This is a genomic window from Oceanicoccus sagamiensis, assembly GCF_002117105.1.
Lineage (GTDB): Bacteria > Pseudomonadota > Gammaproteobacteria > Pseudomonadales > Dasaniaceae > Oceanicoccus > Oceanicoccus sagamiensis.
Genome location: NZ_CP019343.1, coordinates 2,038,257 through 2,054,674 on the forward strand (window position 1 = coordinate 2,038,257; position 16,418 = coordinate 2,054,674).

Annotated in this window: 17 protein-coding genes; 11 read left to right on the top strand and 6 right to left on the bottom strand. The window is 49.1% G+C overall.

Annotated elements, in window-relative coordinates; all coding sequences use genetic code 11:
• Nucleotides 1–111 precede the first annotated feature (111 nt).
• Nucleotides 112–1,134 (top strand): aminoglycoside phosphotransferase family protein, encoded by a 1,023-nt coding sequence (locus BST96_RS09315; protein WP_157118047.1) that lies wholly within the window; start codon nt 112–114, stop codon nt 1,132–1,134.
• Nucleotides 1,131–1,811, top strand: coding sequence for an N-acetylmuramate alpha-1-phosphate uridylyltransferase MurU (murU, locus tag BST96_RS09320; RefSeq protein ID WP_085758447.1), 681 nt, complete (start codon nt 1,131–1,133; stop codon nt 1,809–1,811). Before BST96_RS09315 ends, murU begins: the two co-directional genes overlap by 4 nt.
• On the opposite strand, the gene BST96_RS09325 is transcribed toward murU, so the two are convergent.
• Nucleotides 1,808–2,626: a DUF3530 family protein gene (locus BST96_RS09325; RefSeq protein WP_085758448.1), complete on the bottom strand. Its 819-nt coding sequence runs from the start codon at nt 2,624–2,626 to the stop codon at nt 1,808–1,810. The two genes, murU and BST96_RS09325, sit on opposite strands and share 4 nt — an antisense overlap.
• 134 nt (nt 2,627–2,760) lie before the next feature.
• On the opposite strand from BST96_RS09325, the gene rpe reads away from it, so the two are divergent.
• Nucleotides 2,761–3,432, top strand: a complete 672-nt coding sequence (rpe, locus tag BST96_RS09330) for a ribulose-phosphate 3-epimerase (RefSeq protein WP_085758449.1) — start codon at nt 2,761–2,763, stop codon at nt 3,430–3,432.
• Entirely contained in the window at nt 3,422–4,102 is a 681-nt protein-coding gene (locus BST96_RS09335) for a phosphoglycolate phosphatase (RefSeq protein ID WP_206045429.1), read from the top strand. The genes rpe and BST96_RS09335 overlap by 11 nt, the downstream gene beginning before the upstream one ends.
• Here BST96_RS09335 and BST96_RS09340 read toward each other — a convergent pair.
• From BST96_RS09340 to BST96_RS09350, 4 genes are read right to left on the bottom strand one after another with little or no spacing between them, the layout of a single operon-like run.
• The gene (locus BST96_RS09340; protein ID WP_085758451.1) at nt 4,089–5,222 is read right to left on the bottom strand and encodes an SGNH/GDSL hydrolase family protein; all 1,134 of its coding nucleotides are present in this window, start codon (nt 5,220–5,222) and stop codon (nt 4,089–4,091) included. The two genes, BST96_RS09335 and BST96_RS09340, sit on opposite strands and share 14 nt — an antisense overlap.
• A gap of 14 nt (nt 5,223–5,236) precedes the next feature.
• Complete coding sequence (locus tag BST96_RS20595; protein WP_169713957.1) at nt 5,237–5,389, bottom strand: DUF5989 family protein; 153 nt, start codon at nt 5,387–5,389, stop codon at nt 5,237–5,239.
• Complete coding sequence (locus tag BST96_RS09345; protein WP_085758452.1) at nt 5,389–5,790, bottom strand: SxtJ family membrane protein; 402 nt, start codon at nt 5,788–5,790, stop codon at nt 5,389–5,391. Before BST96_RS09345 ends, BST96_RS20595 begins: the two co-directional genes overlap by 1 nt.
• Nucleotide 5,791: 1 nt before the next feature.
• Nucleotides 5,792–7,627 carry a carbamoyltransferase family protein gene (locus BST96_RS09350; protein ID WP_085758453.1) on the bottom strand — a complete coding sequence of 612 codons (1,836 nt, stop codon included), beginning with the start codon at nt 7,625–7,627 and terminating at the stop codon, nt 5,792–5,794.
• 324 nt (nt 7,628–7,951) lie between these two features.
• Here BST96_RS09350 and trpE point away from each other — a divergent pair, with 324 nt between their 5' ends.
• From trpE to trpC, 4 genes are read left to right on the top strand one after another with little or no spacing between them, the layout of a single operon-like run.
• Entirely contained in the window at nt 7,952–9,442 is a 1,491-nt protein-coding gene (gene trpE, locus BST96_RS09355) for an anthranilate synthase component I (protein WP_085758454.1), read from the top strand.
• Nucleotides 9,442–10,020, top strand: coding sequence for an anthranilate synthase component II (locus BST96_RS09360; protein ID WP_085758455.1), 579 nt, complete (start codon nt 9,442–9,444; stop codon nt 10,018–10,020). Before trpE ends, BST96_RS09360 begins: the two co-directional genes overlap by 1 nt.
• A gap of 3 nt (nt 10,021–10,023) precedes the next feature.
• A complete protein-coding gene (gene trpD, locus BST96_RS09365; RefSeq protein WP_085758456.1) occupies nt 10,024–11,049 on the top strand; it encodes an anthranilate phosphoribosyltransferase in 1,026 nt (341 codons plus the stop codon).
• Nucleotides 11,050–11,057: 8 nt separating this feature from the next.
• Nucleotides 11,058–11,852 carry an indole-3-glycerol phosphate synthase TrpC gene (trpC, locus tag BST96_RS09370; protein ID WP_085758457.1) on the top strand — a complete coding sequence of 265 codons (795 nt, stop codon included), beginning with the start codon at nt 11,058–11,060 and terminating at the stop codon, nt 11,850–11,852.
• 104 nt (nt 11,853–11,956) lie between these two features.
• On the opposite strand, the gene BST96_RS09375 is transcribed toward trpC, so the two are convergent.
• A complete protein-coding gene (locus BST96_RS09375) occupies nt 11,957–12,298 on the bottom strand; it encodes a zinc ribbon domain-containing protein YjdM (RefSeq protein WP_085758458.1) in 342 nt (113 codons plus the stop codon).
• 222 nt (nt 12,299–12,520) lie between these two features.
• On the opposite strand from BST96_RS09375, the gene BST96_RS09380 reads away from it, so the two are divergent.
• The 3 genes from BST96_RS09380 to BST96_RS09390 all read left to right on the top strand — a co-directional run bounded on the left by BST96_RS09380 (nt 12,521) and on the right by BST96_RS09390 (nt 16,373).
• Complete coding sequence (locus BST96_RS09380) at nt 12,521–14,428, top strand: DUF3604 domain-containing protein (RefSeq protein ID WP_085758459.1); 1,908 nt, start codon at nt 12,521–12,523, stop codon at nt 14,426–14,428.
• A 131-nt stretch (nt 14,429–14,559) separates the two neighbouring features.
• A complete protein-coding gene (locus BST96_RS09385) occupies nt 14,560–15,396 on the top strand; it encodes a peptidyl-prolyl cis-trans isomerase (protein WP_085758460.1) in 837 nt (278 codons plus the stop codon).
• Complete coding sequence (locus BST96_RS09390) at nt 15,393–16,373, top strand: HupE/UreJ family protein (protein ID WP_085758461.1); 981 nt, start codon at nt 15,393–15,395, stop codon at nt 16,371–16,373. Before BST96_RS09385 ends, BST96_RS09390 begins: the two co-directional genes overlap by 4 nt.
• Nucleotides 16,374–16,418: the final 45 nt, after the last annotated feature.

Below are 16,418 nucleotides of genomic sequence, written 5' to 3' on the forward strand. Positions count from 1 at the left end.
AATCCTTCTGGCGGCGCAATGGTGCATAATAGTGCTGCCCTCACTAGTCGAGGGGGCTGAAAAACAATAATGAATGTTAGATAGACAGACAGAGAGAGTAAGAGATTGTCTTTGGATACCTTAGAGCCAGCAGTGGATAGTAGGCAGTATCAATTAGAACAGTGGTTGGCGGATCAGTTGGGCGCCCAGCTCACTGGCGTGGCGGCGGGTAGCGATGCCGGTTTCAGGCGCTATTTTCGCTACCAGCACAATGGCCGTTCGCTAATTGCCATGGACGCCCCCCCAGAGACAGAAGATTGTCGCCCCTTTATCAAGGTGGCCGCAATGCTGGCAGAGTCAGGGGTGCTGGTACCAGAGATACTGGCACAGGACTTGGAGCAGGGCTTTTTGCTACTGAGCGATCTGGGCTTGCAGACCTATCTGGATGTTATGAATAGCGAGGGTTTTAGCCTCAGCCAGGCCGATACGTATTTTGCGGATGCGATCAGTGCACTGATTAAGTTTCAGCTGACCAGTCAGCCCGATCAATTGCCTCCCTATGATGAGGCCTTGTTAAGGCGGGAGCTAAGCCTGTTCCCGGAATGGTATCTACAACGTCATCTGGGCCTGACGCTAGACGCTGAACTGACTAACTTGCTAGAGCAGTTATTTGACCAGTTAATTAACCATATACAGCCACAGCACCGGGTTTATGTTCACCGTGACTATATGCCCCGCAACCTGATGGTTAACCAAGGCAGCGGAGTGGGGGTATTGGATTTTCAAGATGCGGTTTACGGCCCGATCAGTTATGACATCAGTTGCTTGTTCAAAGATGCCTTTATCAGCTGGCCAGAGCAAAAAGTGAGTGAGTGGTTAAGTAGCTACTGGTCACAGGCGCAGCAGGCGGGTTTGCCGGTGCCGGAGCAGTTTGCCGATTTTCAGCGTGATTGCGATATTATGGGTGCCCAGCGGCACTTGAAAGTGATTGGCATCTTTGCCCGTATCTGCCATCGCGATGGCAAGCCCCGCTATCTGGCAGATACCACCCGTTTCTTTAAATATCTAAACACCGTCGCCCAGCGCAGGCCAGAATTACCCGCGTTGAAACAGCTGTTGGCGCTATTGGAAACCCGTATAGAAGGCCCACTATGAAAGCGATGATATTGGCTGCCGGTCTCGGCAAGCGGATGCGACCTTTAACGGATAATACCCCTAAACCCTTATTGCCCTGCGCGGGCAAACCACTGATTGTTTACCATATTGAAGCATTGGTCGCGGTGGGAGTTACCGAGATAGTGATCAATCATGCCTATCTGGGTGAGCAGATTGAGGCTTGCCTCGGGGACGGCTCAGCTTTTGGGGCCAGCATTCGTTATTCGCCGGAAAAAGAGCCGATGAATACGGGGGCAGGTATTGCCAATGCGCTGCCCTTATTGGGGGATGAGCCCTTTATTTTGACCAATGGTGATGTCTGGTCAGATTACGATTACGGCCAGCTGATCAATAAGTCTATAGAGTTGGCCCACTTAGTCATGGTATCCAACCCCGAACATAATCCGCAGGGAGATTTTTCTTTAATGCAAAATGGTCGCCTGCTGCCTGACCGGGAGAGTGCTGATGGCGTTGCCCTGACCTATTCTGGCATCAGTGTTTTACACCCCAAGCTCTTTGCTTTCTGCCCCAGGGGGCCGTTCCCGCTGCGCCAGCCATTAATTGAGGCCATGAAAGAGCAGCAGGTGACTGCCGAGCATCATCAGGGTGCCTGGACCGATGTGGGTACGCCTGAGCGCTTGGAGATATTAGAACAGCAAATATTGTCCAATCGTTAGCGGTCGATCATAAAGCCCGCTACGTTTTTATCCAGCCAGCCACGGATACGCTTGGTAATACGGTTATCTTCATTTTGTTGCACACCACTGGCCTGCGGCAATCGAATTTGCTGGTAGAGCCGGTTCATTTTTTTGCGGGCGGCACGTTTTCTCTGGTCTGCCAGACGCTGCTTTTGATAGTCGCTATTGGAATAGGCGTCGAGTATGGGCATGCGGATCTGGGTGAATTGTTCCAGTGTTTTGGCATCATCCCCCGCTAGTTTATTTTCAGCGTTAATCATAACCACCGCCCTGATCGGGGCAAATTGGCCCCGTGGCCGGTTTACATTGCTGATAGAGGCCGCATAGTGCAGGGCATAGGCTGCCCCCGTACCCTCACCAAGAATGGCAATATTGTAAACCCCCTGTTGATTCAGGTAATTAACCCCGGCAGTGATAAACGCTAAGGCCTGCTCTTTATCGGCCTCGCTGCTATTGAGTGCCAGGGTATGCCAGTGATTGTCAGAGAGTGCGATACGAAACGCATTGATATCACTGCCTTTAGTGGCGGGGTGTTGTCCGGTTTTTGGCAGCAGAATGACACCGCCATGGGCCTTGCCGCTGGTTTCATTCAGGTAAAAAGCCAGTTGCGAGGAGCCTGCCACAGGCAGCCAGACTTTTTCATTGTCAGCCACTTGCTGGTCTAACAGAGTCTCTGTGCCAGCCGCAGCGGTAACCGGTGGCGGCGGGGGAGCAGCGGCCTCAGGGGTGGGCTCTTGAGCCCATAGTGGCAAAGAGATCAATAAAGCTGAGAACCCGATAAATAATGTGCGCATAAACGTAAAATACTGATATGTGATTTGCGGTTGGCTTTTCAGTAGAATAGCGGCTTCGTTTGCCCAGCGACAACTTTTTTGTCATTTAGCCCGATTATTTAACGCGCACGACTTAACTCAAACAAGGTATAACCATGAGTGATTTTCTTATAGCCCCCTCCATTCTGTCAGCAGACTTTGCCCGCCTGGGTGAAGAAGTTGATGCGGTATTACAGGCCGGTGCCGATATTGTGCACTTTGATGTGATGGATAACCACTATGTGCCCAACCTGACCATTGGGCCCATGGTCTGCAAAGCCCTGCGCGATTATGGCGTGACCGCGCCGATTGATGTCCACCTGATGGTCAGCCCCGTCGATGGTTTGATTGCTGACTTTGCCAAAGCGGGTGCCTCCTATATTACCTTTCATCCCGATGCCTCTACCCATGTGGATCGCTCACTGGCGATGATCCGCGATGCAGGCTGCAAATCCGGTTTGGTGCTTAACCCCGCAATGGGGCTTGAGCCATTAAAATATGTGATGGATAAAGTCGATATGATTTTATTAATGTCGGTAAACCCGGGTTTTGGCGGGCAGAAATTTATACCAGCCACCCTGGATAAACTGCGTGAAGTGCGTCAGCTGATTGATGCCAGTGGCCACGATATTCGTTTGGAAATTGATGGCGGTGTAACCGCAGATAATATTCGCGACATTGCAGAAGCTGGCGCCGATACCTTTGTTGCAGGTTCAGCTATTTACAATAAGCCTGATTACGCAGCAGCAATCGCCGCTATGCGTGAACAGCTTGCGCTTGTTAAATAGTCTTCAACCTCAAGCCGTCCTGTTTGATTTGGACGGCACTCTGGTGGACAGTGTTCCCGATCTTGCCTGCGCTGTTGATACTGCATTCACTGGGCTAGGCTTTGCTGCCCCGGGAGAAGATCGCGTGCGAGGCTGGGTCGGCAATGGCGCGCTGACATTGATCGAGCGGGCATTGGCTGATTTATTGGCGACAGATACGGTTGATCCGCAACTATTACAACAAGCCCACCAGCAATTTCTTTTTCATTATGCGGTAGTTAACGGCAAGGCCAGTCGGCTTTATCCGGGTGTTGCTGATACGCTGGAACACTTACAGCAACAAAATATCCCCATGGCTGTGGTAACCAATAAACCGATTGAGTTTGTGCCGGGTTTATTATCTGGTTTGGGGATTGGTCAATATTTTAACGTGCTTGTGGGGGGGGAATGCACCCATGAAAAAAAGCCCTCACCGCAGCCATTGTTTTATGCTTGCCGCTTGCTGCAAGTGGAGCCCTCGATGTGTTTAATGGTGGGAGATTCCAAGCATGATATTAAGGCCGCCAAAGCTGCCGGTATGTCAGTGGTGGCCGTTGATTATGGCTATAACCATGGCGAAGCGATTGCCTTATCTGAGCCAGATTTAATTGTGGATTGTTTTTCTGCGGTGCTATCGCTTATTGCTGCATAGCGCTATTGATGATCTCTGCAACTTTGCGGTGTCCTTCAGCGGTCAAATGCCCTTCATTTGGATGAAACCAACGCTTGCCCGGTTGATACTGCGCCGCTAATTGTTCGGCAATATCAATCACCTCAATCCCCAGTGTCTCAGCCATCCCTGTGCTTTTAATTCTCACATAGTCCTGAAAATGGGCAGAGTAAGAGTTGGGTGAAACAATCAGTGATTGCCCGGGTAGTATGGCCAGAGTGAGGGCGCTTTGCTGGTGTTGAGTTTGCTGCTGAATGGCCTTCAATAGCGCCAATAATAAGGTTTCCTGCGCTGCCAACCGACGTTCGAGTATCGAATAAATCGCAGCGCTGTCTGGCGTTTTTGAGGGCGGAATAATCAGTCGAAGCAATTCACTGGATTGACGAAGATAATCTAACGAGCTTGAATAGGCTGCCAGTTCATTGCCAAAGATAATCGAGTCTAACGTTGTTGCTTGCAGTGCGGCGGTTTTGGCTTGTTTCGGAACCGGCGTATTATTGAGTTGCAACTGATTATTATGCAGTTCAAAAAAAGGTTTTCCTCTGGGGGCTTGCAGAGGAAAGGGGAGTGGATTGTCTAAAATATCGTTACCCAGATAAAACACCAGCACATAATGGTCGATGGCAAAATCCGTTGCCGTATTTTTTATTAATAAATATTGCTGGTCAGTACTATAGCCGGGAACGCTAAGGTTAATATATTCCCGGTCAGGATCAGCCAGACTTAGCTGTGCATGAAAAGTTTCCTCGTCATTAACACCAAAACCAAACGTAAAACTGTCACCCACCAGCGCTACCCTGGGCCTGGTTTTTTTATGGGGTAAAAAAGCTTGCTCGTCCATACCATTGCGAAAGCCAAAAATATGGGTGCTATAGACAACGGAAAAATCGTGGTGTTGATGGCTGCCCTGCCATGAGGGTGATAGTGTCCAGCCTAATTGCGGGTGATAGCGCATTAAGCCCGGTTGCATTTGAGAACTGCTGGCCACCTTGTGCTTATACCAACCCAAAAAAGTGTCGGCCAAGACTGCACAGATAATAAGGCTAATGGTGACGGTGGTGATCGCCAATAACGATTGTTTATTCGCTTTATCTTGGGTCATGATGGTTGCTGCACTTAAAACAAGGTATAAATAAAAGGGCTGATAGCCGAGCCCTCGGCAAAAATAATCAGCGAGCTAACCAGCATTAACATCAAAACAATAGGGATAACCCAGAATTTTTTATGCTTTTTGGCAAAGCCGAAAAGATCAGATAAAAAGTCTAACACTAAAACGGATGCTCCATATCACTGGGGGTTATCACCTCACTGTTTTGGCGATAACTATTAGGCAGATGGCTGGGTTTAAACATAGCATCATTGCCAAAGGCGCGCTTGATAAAAGCGGTCGGTGTAATAATACAGAAAAAACAAATACCCAGCGTTGTGGCGGTGATTAGCCGATTTAAACCATGCGCCCCTTTGAGCCAGTATCTATAAGGCTGGCTCAACCAGGGTGGGTTTATAATAGCAATGGCAAATAAAATTGAGGCAATACAGTAGCCAGGCCATAAACTATTCAGGCTAAGTTGTTGGCTAAACCCATAAACCGTTAGCCAAAAAACCATTACCGCGGACAGTATTACGCCGAATAATCGAAGCTGCTTTCTCTGGGATAGTTTGGTCGCCATATTAATCCAATGCAAAGCCTTGAGGGGGTTGGGGGGTTTCAGTGTGGTCTTTTTTATCGAGTAAAAAGTTTCCCAGCAATAAATAATCCATCTCGGTATGGATAAAACAGTGCCAGGCATCCTCGGGGGTGCAGACAATCGGTTCTCCTCGCACATTAAAGGAGGTGTTGATCAACGTGGCACAGCCGGTTAATTGTTCAAAGCAGGTTAATAGTTGATGGTATTGGGGGTTGCTGGTTTTACTAACCGTCTGTACCCGCGCGGAATAGTCAATATGGGTGACCGCAGGGATGCTTGAACGCTGGCAGCTTAATTTGTCCAGACCGTTTTGCTCTGCCATCGCCTGTTCGCTGCCAGCAACTCTCAGCGTGTCTTTGACCGGGCTGCTTATCAACATATAAGGGCTGGGTTGCGACATATGAAAATACTGATCTGCTTGTTCTTCCAGTACAGAGGGGGCAAAGGGGCGAAAAGACTCCCGGTACTTTATCTTTAAATTCAGTTTGCTCTGCATCTCCGGTTTTCTTGGGTCGGCAAGAATAGAGCGGTTGCCTAAGGCTCTGGGGCCAAACTCCATCCGGCCCTGAAACCAGCCGATAATATTGCCCTCAGCTAAACGTCTGGCGGTCTCTGTATAAAGCGTTTGCTGATCGAGTGGTTGATAAGGGATCTGATGCTTGTCCAGAAAGCCCTTAATCTCCGCTGAGGAATAATCCGGGCCAAGGTAAGTGCCCGCCATACCGTCCTTGTGATCACTGGTGCGAGGTGCATCATAATATTGATGCCATGCCGCCAGCGCTGCGCCGATGGCGCCACCGGCATCCCCCGCGGCAGGTTGCACCCATACGTCGTCAAATATTCCCGCGGCCGCCAGTTTGCCATTGGCAGTGCAGTTTAGGGCTACACCGCCAGCCAAACATAAATAGCGGGCGCCGGTTTCCTGCTTAATAGTGTTTGCCAGTGCCAGTACAATCTCTTCCGTTACCGCCTGTATCGATGCGGCTAAATTCAGTTCGCGCTCCGTGATGGGTGATTCGGCGACCCGAGGTGGCCCATCAAATAGCTGGTCAAAGGCCTTATGGGTCATTTTGTCGCCAATACAATAATCAAAGTACTTCAGGTTCAGTTGGAAACTGCCATCCGCTTTAATATCTACCAGCTTTTCTTTGATCAGTTCTTGATACACCGGCTTGCCATAGGGCGCCAGCCCCATCAACTTATACTCGCCAGAGTTAACCTTAAAGCCGCAAAAATACGTAAACGCGGAATACAGCAAACCCAGCGAATGGGGGAAATTGATTTGCCAGAGTGGTGTCAGTTTATTGCCGTCCCCCAACCATGCCGAGGTAGTGGCCCATTCGCCTACGCCATCCATACATAACACGGCCGCTTGCTGAAAGGGGCTGGGATAAAAAGCCGAAGCCGCATGGGACTGGTGGTGCTCAGTAAATAAAAGGCGTGGCAGCTGTTCGCTGTTATCAAGCGCTGAGAGTTGCTTGAGCAATTGGGGCTTTAGCAGCAACTTCTCTTTTAACCAGATCGGCATACTGCGAATAAAGGAACTCAACCCTCTTGGGGCAAAACTTAGATACGTTTCTAACAGCCGGTCAAAGGTGAGAAAGGGCTTATCATAGAAGACCACGGCATCCACTTGTTGCAGGCTTAGGCCGGCCTGGTCCAGGCAAAACCGAATAGCCTGCTCAGGGAAGGCGGGGTCGTGTTTGATACGGCTAAAACGCTCTTCCTGGGCCGCAGCCAGAATAACGCCATTATCGATCAGGGCGGCGGCACTGTCGTGGTAAAAGGCCGATATCCCCAGAATAGTTTTGTTTTTCATTGCGGTTATTGTATGCCAATAATGGCCATATCACCCTCAAAAATCGGAAAATTACCCTAACCACACCTAACAGCACCTTTTATTACGCCTGTGGCTTGCGTACAATGCTAGCCTTCCTGCCGATACCTCTTTGGCATGGAGAAACGGAAACAGCTTAAGAGCTTAAATAATGAACATAAAAAACAGACAACTACTGCTAGCCAAGGCCAGCACCAATATGCGCGAGATCACGCGCTGGCGATGGTAGCTCCCCCAATGGTGCTCTTTACCAGAACACCCGCTGTCTGATTTTTTACTGTTAACCGTTTTCTCTAAGGACTACACATGGATACCCAATTATTTGCCGAACTGGCAGCCCAGAACTACAACCGTATACCGGTTGCGCGTGAAGTGCTGGCAGATCTCGATACTCCTTTAAGCAGCTATCTGAAACTGGCCGACGGCCCCTATTCCTATTTCTTTGAATCGGTACAGGGTGGTGAGAAATGGGGCCGTTACTCCATTATCGGTTTGCCTTCGCGCACGATACTCAAAATAGATGGCTTTAAAGCCGAAATCACCACAGACGGTGAGCTGGTGGAAACCCATGATCTTGAAGACCCGTTGGCCTTTGTTGAAGAGTTTCAAAGCCGTTATCGCGTACCTGAAATATCGGAAATGCCAGCCTTCCACGGCGGTCTTGTCGGTTACTTTGGTTATGACACCGTGCGCTATGTTGAGAAACGCCTAAAAGACAGTGCACCGGATGATGTCATCGGCACTCCTGATATTTTATTAATGGTCTCCGATGAAGTACTGGTATTTGATAATCTGTCGGGCACGATCAAGCTAATTGTCCATGCCGACCCTGCTGAAGATAACGCTTTGGAAAAAGCGCAGCAGCGTTTACAGCAATTGGCTGAGCGTTTACCCCAGGCTATTCCGGTATTGCCTGAGTTGGATTTGCAAAATACTGACGCCACCATTGGCGAAGGTGATTTTGTCTCCAGCTTTGGTGAGGATAATTTTAAAGAGGCCGTTGATACCATTAAGGAGTATGTTTTAGCAGGGGATACCATGCAAGTGGTTGTTTCCCAGCGCTTATCCATTCCTTTTACCGCCGAGCCGATTAATCTTTACCGGGCACTGCGCAATCTAAACCCTTCACCGTATATGTACTTCCTTAACCTTGATGATTTTCATATCGTGGGTTCATCGCCAGAAATTTTGGCACGCTTGGAAGATAATAAAGTCTATGTTAGACCCATCGCCGGTACTCGCCGCCGTGGCCATGATGAAGCCGAAGATATTGCGCTGGAAAAAGAACTGCTGGATGACCCCAAAGAAATTGCCGAGCATTTAATGCTAATTGATTTGGGGCGTAACGATGCTGGCCGTGTATCAGAAATTGGCACAGTAGAGTTAACCGACAAAATGATTGTTGAGCGTTACTCCCATGTAATGCATATCGTGTCCAATGTCACCGGCACCTTAAAAGAAGGCAAAACCGCCATGGATGTTTTGCGTGCTACCTTGCCGGCAGGAACATTAAGTGGCGCGCCAAAAATTCGCGCTATGGAAATTATCGATGAACTGGAACCGGTAAAGCGCGGTGTCTATGGCGGCGCGGTAGGCTATCTGTCATGGCATGGCAATATGGATACCGCTATCGCTATCCGTACTGCAGTCATTAAAGACCAGCAACTACATGTTCAGGCCGGTGCCGGTGTCGTGGCCGACTCACAGCCGCGTTTAGAGTGGAAAGAAACCATGAATAAAGCCCGAGCGATATTTACCGCGGCCGCAATGGTGCAGAAAAAAGGGGGAGCCGCCTAATGTTATTAATGATCGATAACTACGACTCCTTTACTTACAACGTAGTGCAGTACCTTGGTGAATTAAAAGCCGATGTAAAAGTGGTGCGCAACGATGAAATTACCATTGATGAAATTGTGGCATTACAGCCCGAACGCATCGTTGTGTCGCCCGGCCCTTGTACACCCAATGAAGCGGGAGTCTCCATGGCCGTGATCGAACACTTTGCCGGTAAATTACCGGTGTTGGGTATTTGCTTGGGCCATCAAAGTATCGGCCAGGTGTTTGGTGGTAATATTGTTCGCGCCCGTCAGGTCATGCATGGTAAGACCTCGCCGATTTACCACAACAACGAAGGCGTCTTTGCCGGTTTGCGCAACCCCTTTGAAGCCACGCGCTATCATTCGCTGGTGATTGAAAAACAATCCCTGCCGGATTGTTTGGAGATTACCGCGTGGACACAAACCGAAGACGGTGAAGTGGATGAGATTATGGGAGTGCGGCATAAAACCTTGGCGGTTGAAGGCGTACAATTCCACCCTGAGTCTATTCTGACTGAGCACGGCCATGATCTGCTGAAAAACTTTTTGGAGTCTTGAGTAATGAATATTCAAACCGCCATTTCACAAGTAATAGAAGGGCAGTCCTTAAATACCGACGATATGATCGCCGTAATGCGACAAATTATGACCGGCGAGTGCAGCGATGCACAAATCGCCGGCTTTTTAGTCGCGTTGCGTATTAAGGGTGAAACCGTCGAAGAAATTACCGGTGCCGCCACCGTTATGCGCGAGTTGGCCACAGGCGTTTCCGTCAGTGGCGACCATCTGGTCGATATCGTAGGTACCGGTGGCGACGGTATTAGCACCTTTAATATTTCTACCGCCAGCACCTTTGTGGTGGCAGCCGCTGGCGGTAAAGTTGCCAAGCATGGCAATCGTTCGGTCAGTTCCAAAAGTGGTGCTGCGGATTTATTAGAGGCCGCAGGCGTACGTTTGGATTTAACCGCGGAAGAAGTGGCTCGCTGTGTGGATACAGTGGGTGTAGGGTTTATGTTTGCACTCAACCATCACAGTGCCATGAAACATGCTATTGGCCCACGCAAAGAATTAGCCACCCGCACCGTCTTTAATTTGCTCGGCCCCATTACCAACCCTGCCGGTGTACCCAACCAACTATTGGGTGTGTTTAGCAAACAGTGGGTGCGTCCTATTGCCGAAGTCTTAAAAGATTTGGGCAGTGAACATATTCTGGTGGTCCACTCCGCTGATGGTCTGGACGAAATCAGTATTGCCGACGAAACCTTTGTGGCGGAATTAAAGGATGGCGCAATTACCGAGTACACGATTTCCCCGGAACAGTTTGGCCTGCAGCGCAGTGCCTTGGCTGATTTAAAAGTCGCCGATGCTGCAGAAAGCTTATCGCTGATTCAGTCCGTCTTATCCGGTGCCGAAGGTGGCGCCAGTGATATTGTCGCGCTCAATGCCGGTGCCGCTATTTATGCTGCCAATATCGCTTCCAGTCTGGAAGAGGGCGTAAAGATTGCCCAGGACGTTCTGGCCAGTGGTACCGCCGGAGAAAAACTCAAAGAACTGGCGCAAGTCACGCAAACGATGAAAGAGGCCTAAGGCTTGCTATGAGTACTCCAACCATTCTGAAAAAAATTGTTGAGCGCAAACATGAGGAAGTTGCCGAGCGATTGGCAACCACCTCAATCAGTGATTTACAGCAGCAAATTTTAGAGCAAAGCCCCTGTCGCGGATTTGTACAATCGATGGCAGATAAATTAGCCGCCGGGCAATCTGCGGTGATTGCCGAAGCCAAAAAAGCCTCACCCAGTAAAGGCGTAATTCGTGAGTCTTTTGATCCCGCAGCGATTGCAGCCAGTTATGAACAGGGCGGGGCGGCTTGTTTATCCGTATTAACCGACAAAGATTTTTTTCAGGGCAGTGAAGCTTATTTACAGCAGGCTCGCAATGCCTGCTCACTGCCCGTTATCCGCAAGGATTTTATTGTCGATCCCTATCAAGTGGTTGAAGCTCGTGCGATTGGTGCCGATTGTATTTTATTGATTGTCGCCTGTTTGGACGATCAACAAATGGCTGAGTTGGATGCGGCGGCCAAAGAGCTTCAGCTTGATGTTTTAATCGAGGTGCATAACCGCGAAGAACTGGACCGCAGTTTGTCTCTGGGTAATACGCTGGTAGGGATTAATAATCGCGACCTGCATACCTTTGAAACCTCATTAAATACCACCATTGATTTATTGCCGCATATTCCTGCGGACAGAATGGTAGTGACTGAGAGCAGCATTCATACTCAGGAAGATGTGATGCTGATGCGTGAGCATAATGTGAATGCGTTTTTAGTCGGGGAGGCATTTATGCGAGCTGAACAACCCGGAGAGAAACTGCGGACGCTGTTCTCCTAATTAACACCCTGTGCTCGGTGCCACTGACTACCGCCGCTATAGAGAGGCATAGGTAGAGAGAGGAAATAGGTAGAGGGAAGAATAGGCCTGTTTGATGGAAGCCCTTAGGCCTTCTTTACAAATTTGGCGGTTACCATCATTTCACCGGCGCCCGCTAATTTGCAGTCCAGCTCGTGATCCTTTCCTTCAACGATATTTCGAACAGTGCCCTTCGTGCCGATCTTAAGCACCTGAGAACTGCCCTTAACTTTCAGATCTTTAGCCAGCGTGATTTTATCCCCCGCCTCCAGCACCGTGCCGTTGGCATCTTTGGCAGTAAAAACAGCCTCCTGTGTCACATCCGCTGGATTCCATTCGTAGCCGCATTCAGGGCAAACCAGATTATCCTGATCCGGATAGACAAAAGCTGATTGGCATTCGGGGCATGGGGGCAAAGACTCTGACATAAATGGCGGGCTCTATGGACTATTGGCTGGCGACTAGTATAACGCAAACCGGTTGCAGAATACCCCGCGCCTTTTGCAGTGGGCGCTTTATAAGGTTTGCTCTCAGTCAGTCCATGGCTGGCCAAAACGGATAATGGATCAACTATTTATAAGGCTCCAGTTGTAATTTCGAGATGACTTGCCTACTCTAGCAATAATTCCAACAATAAGAGGGACTCTTAGATGATTACCCGTAAATCCTGGACACTGGCAGCTGCCATCAGTCTCGCCACCTCTTTTAGCGCCGCCTCATCAGAAGGTGGGCTGACCGAAGCCGAGAAAAACTACTCACCCTACGCCCAATCCACCATGCCGAGAAACGTCTATTGGGGAGATTCTCACCTCCATACCGGCTTATCGCTGGATGCTGGCCTGTTTGGCAATACCCTGCGCCCGGATGCTGCCTGGCGCTTTGCCAAGGGTGAAGAAGTCGTGGCCTCCACCGGCGTGCCCGTCAAACTGGCCCGCCCACTGGATTGGATGGTACTGACCGACCACTCCGATATGATGGGGATAGCCACCGATATTAAAGAAGGCACTGACAATATTATGGCCGTGCCTAAAGGCAAGGAATACCATGAAGCCTTTGTGAAAGGAGGCTCCGCCGCCGGTGAGGCCGCCTTTGACCTGATCCAGAGCTTCTCCCAAATGACTGTACCCAAGCAATTTCTGGAAGACTATAGCCCGGGCTCAGAAGTCTTCGGCAAAGTATGGGAAGAAATTGTCAATGCCGCGGAAGAGCATAACGAACCCGGCCTGTTTACCGCCTTTATTGGTTATGAGTGGACCTCCGTCCCCAAGGGTTTTAACCTGCACCGCAATGTTATCTTCCGCGATAATGCCGATAAGGCTTTACAGATGCAGCCCGCGGTAACGCAAGCGCCCAAGGGTAGTACCGACCCTAAAGACCTGTATAAATGGCTGGAAGCCTACGAGCAAAAAACCGGCGGCCGCGTCTTTGCCTTTTCTCATAACGGCAACCTGTCTAACGGTTGGATGTTCCCCACTGAAACAACCTATCACGGCGGTGTCGTCGATAAAGAGTTTGTTGAGCAGCGGGCAAAATGGGAGCCACACTACGAAATCACCCAGATTAAAGGTGACGGTGAAACCCACCCAACCTTATCTCCGGATGATGAGTTTGCCGATTATGAAAACTGGGACGTGGGCAACCTGGATATCTCCGAACTGAAAAAGCCAGAGATGCTAAAGGGTGAATATGGCCGCGAAGCGCTTAAGCAGGGTTTAATGCTAGAGAAAAAATTTGGCACCAACCCCTATAAATTTGGTATCGGTGGTGCAACCGATAGCCATACCTCGCTGGCAACAGCGGATGAAGATAACTTTTTTGGTAAGTCTACCAGTGTAGAGCCCAGCGCCAGCCGTATTGCTCACCCCTTTATCAAAAATGATATGGGTGAAATCCCCGGTTATAAACTGGTCGCTTCCGGTTATACCGGTATCTGGTCCCATGAAAATACCCGTACCGCGTTGTACGATGCCATGGAGCGCAAGGAAACTTACGCCACCACGGGCCCGCGCATGACGGTTCGTTTCTTTGGGGGTTGGGACTACGATAAAAACGACGTCTATGCCAATGATGCCGCTAGCATCGGCTATGCCAAAGGTGTTCCGATGGGTGGTGATCTGGTAGGTGCCAAAGGTAAAGCACCTAACTTTATGATTACTGCCAGCAAAGACCCTATGAGCGGCAACCTGGACCGTATCCAAGTGGTCAAAGGCTGGATGGATAAAGCCGGTAAACTGCATGAACGGGTATACGATGTGGCAGTGTCTGATGGCCGGAAAATCAAAAATGGTCGGGCTACCAAGTCCGTAGGCAATACGGTAGATCTTAAAACGGCGACCTGGTCTAACAGCATTGGTGATGCAGAACTGGCCACCGTCTGGACCGACCCGGATTTTGATAAAGCGGAATCGTCTTTCTACTATGTGCGGGTATTGGAAATTCCAACACCGCGCTGGGTACTGTATGACAAAGTCCGTATGGGTGCCAAAGTGCCTAAAGAAGCCGAGCTGGTAGGTCAGGAACGTGCCTACACCTCACCAATTTGGTACTCACCAAAGTAGGGTGGATTAAAATCTACCGTTATACGAAAATACTGTTTGGTGGATTATAATCCACCCTACGGAAACAAGGCCCGCCAATGGCGGGTTTTGTTTATTAGCCTTTTTTCACAGGACACCAAGGCCCACTATCGATGCTGAAAACGCTGTTAAAAGAGCCACTGCTACATTTTATTCTTATCGCCTTACTTTTTTTTGTTGCCTACCAGCAGCTTAACCCCCCGCAAGAAAATGATTTCACCATATCGGTTAGCGAAGGCCGCCTGCAATTATTAAAAAACCAGTTTACCGAACGCTGGAAACGCGAGCCCCTGCCAGAAGAAATCCAAAACTCCGCCATGCTCTATGCCATCAACGAAATGTACCTGCGTGAAGCCAGGGCATTGGCCATGGATAAGGGGGATACAGTCATTGACCGTCGTATAAAACAAAAAATGGATTATATGCTGGAGGATTTAGCGGCTACCAAACAACCGACAGCAGAAGAAATTCAGGCCTTTTATCAAACAAATGCCGAGCGTTATATGGCACCGGATATCTATAGCTTTCAGCAGGTATATTTATCCATGGATAGACCACAGGCGGAACTTGAACAGAAACAAGCAGAAAACAAAGTGCTGCTAGCTAGCGGAAAAACGCCTGAGGGTGATCAAACCCTCTTGCCAAAAAACCTCCAACAGCAACCTGACTTTCAAATAGAGCGCCGCTTTGGTAAAGCCTTCGTTGCCGAGCTTAAAGGGCTGGACGTTGGCCAATGGCAGGGCCCGATAAAATCCGGTTTGGGTTTGCACTATATTTTGATTGCAGAAAAAAACCCCGCCACCTTACAACCGCTGGCGGCAGTTCAAGAAACCGTGCTCCAGGATATGCAGTATCAAAACCGCTTGGAACTGGTTAAAACCTTTGAACAAAAACTACAGGAAAAATACACCGTTATTATTGCTCAGCCTGAAACAGAGGTAGCCCCATGATCCGTCTGCTGCTGATACTGCTATTCAGTATTAGTGCACTCAGCCAGGCTGATGATATGCGCCCGGCATCACTGACTATTACCGCCAGCGATGCCAGCCAGTTTGATGTGCTATTTAAAATGCCTATAAGAAATGGCAGCCGCCAACAGCTGGAAGCCCAGTTTGACGATGCTACCTCCATGCCTGCCCCCAAAAGCCGGCGCATCATTAATAATGCCTATATAGAAAATTTTTCACTGGAGCGTAAAGCGGGTCTTGAAGGTATGCAGATTACCATCGCAGGCCTTAAAGGCGCCTCAGGTGATGTGTTATTACGTATTATAGATAATCAACAACACACCATCACCGCGGTACTCAATACAGAAAATCCGGACTATACCGTGCCGGTTATCAAAGAAATGACCAAGGCCGATACCGTGGTCACTTATATTATTTTAGGTGTAGAACATATTCTGGTAGGGCTGGACCATTTATTATTTGTCGCCTGTCTGGTTTATATCTCAGGTAGCCGCAATAAATTATTGCTAACCATTACCGGGTTTACGGTTGCACACTCAGTTACGTTAATTTTGGCTGCCACGGATACATTGGTCATACCGATTCCGCCGGTGGAGGCAGTGATCGCCTTAAGCATTGTATTTCTGGCTTGGGAGATTGCCAAAAACAATAAAAATAGCCTCAGCCTGAAGTATCCGATTCTAGTCTCTTCAAGTTTTGGTTTATTGCATGGTTTTGGTTTTGCGTCTGTTCTGGCGGAGATTGGCCTGCCGCAGAATGAAAAGCTATTAGCTTTACTGAGTTTTAATATCGGCGTTGAAATAGGGCAGGTGTTATTTGTTGCGGCCTTATTTGCGGTGTTCTACCTGCTGTCAAAACTGATGAAGTTTATAACTATGGAAACCCTTAGATATCCCGCGAGCTATACCTGCGGCATAGTCGCTACCTTTTGGATGTTTGAGCGCTTAGCCTCATTCTAAGCCGCCCAATACCGTAGGGTGGATTATAATCCACCATCAACACTC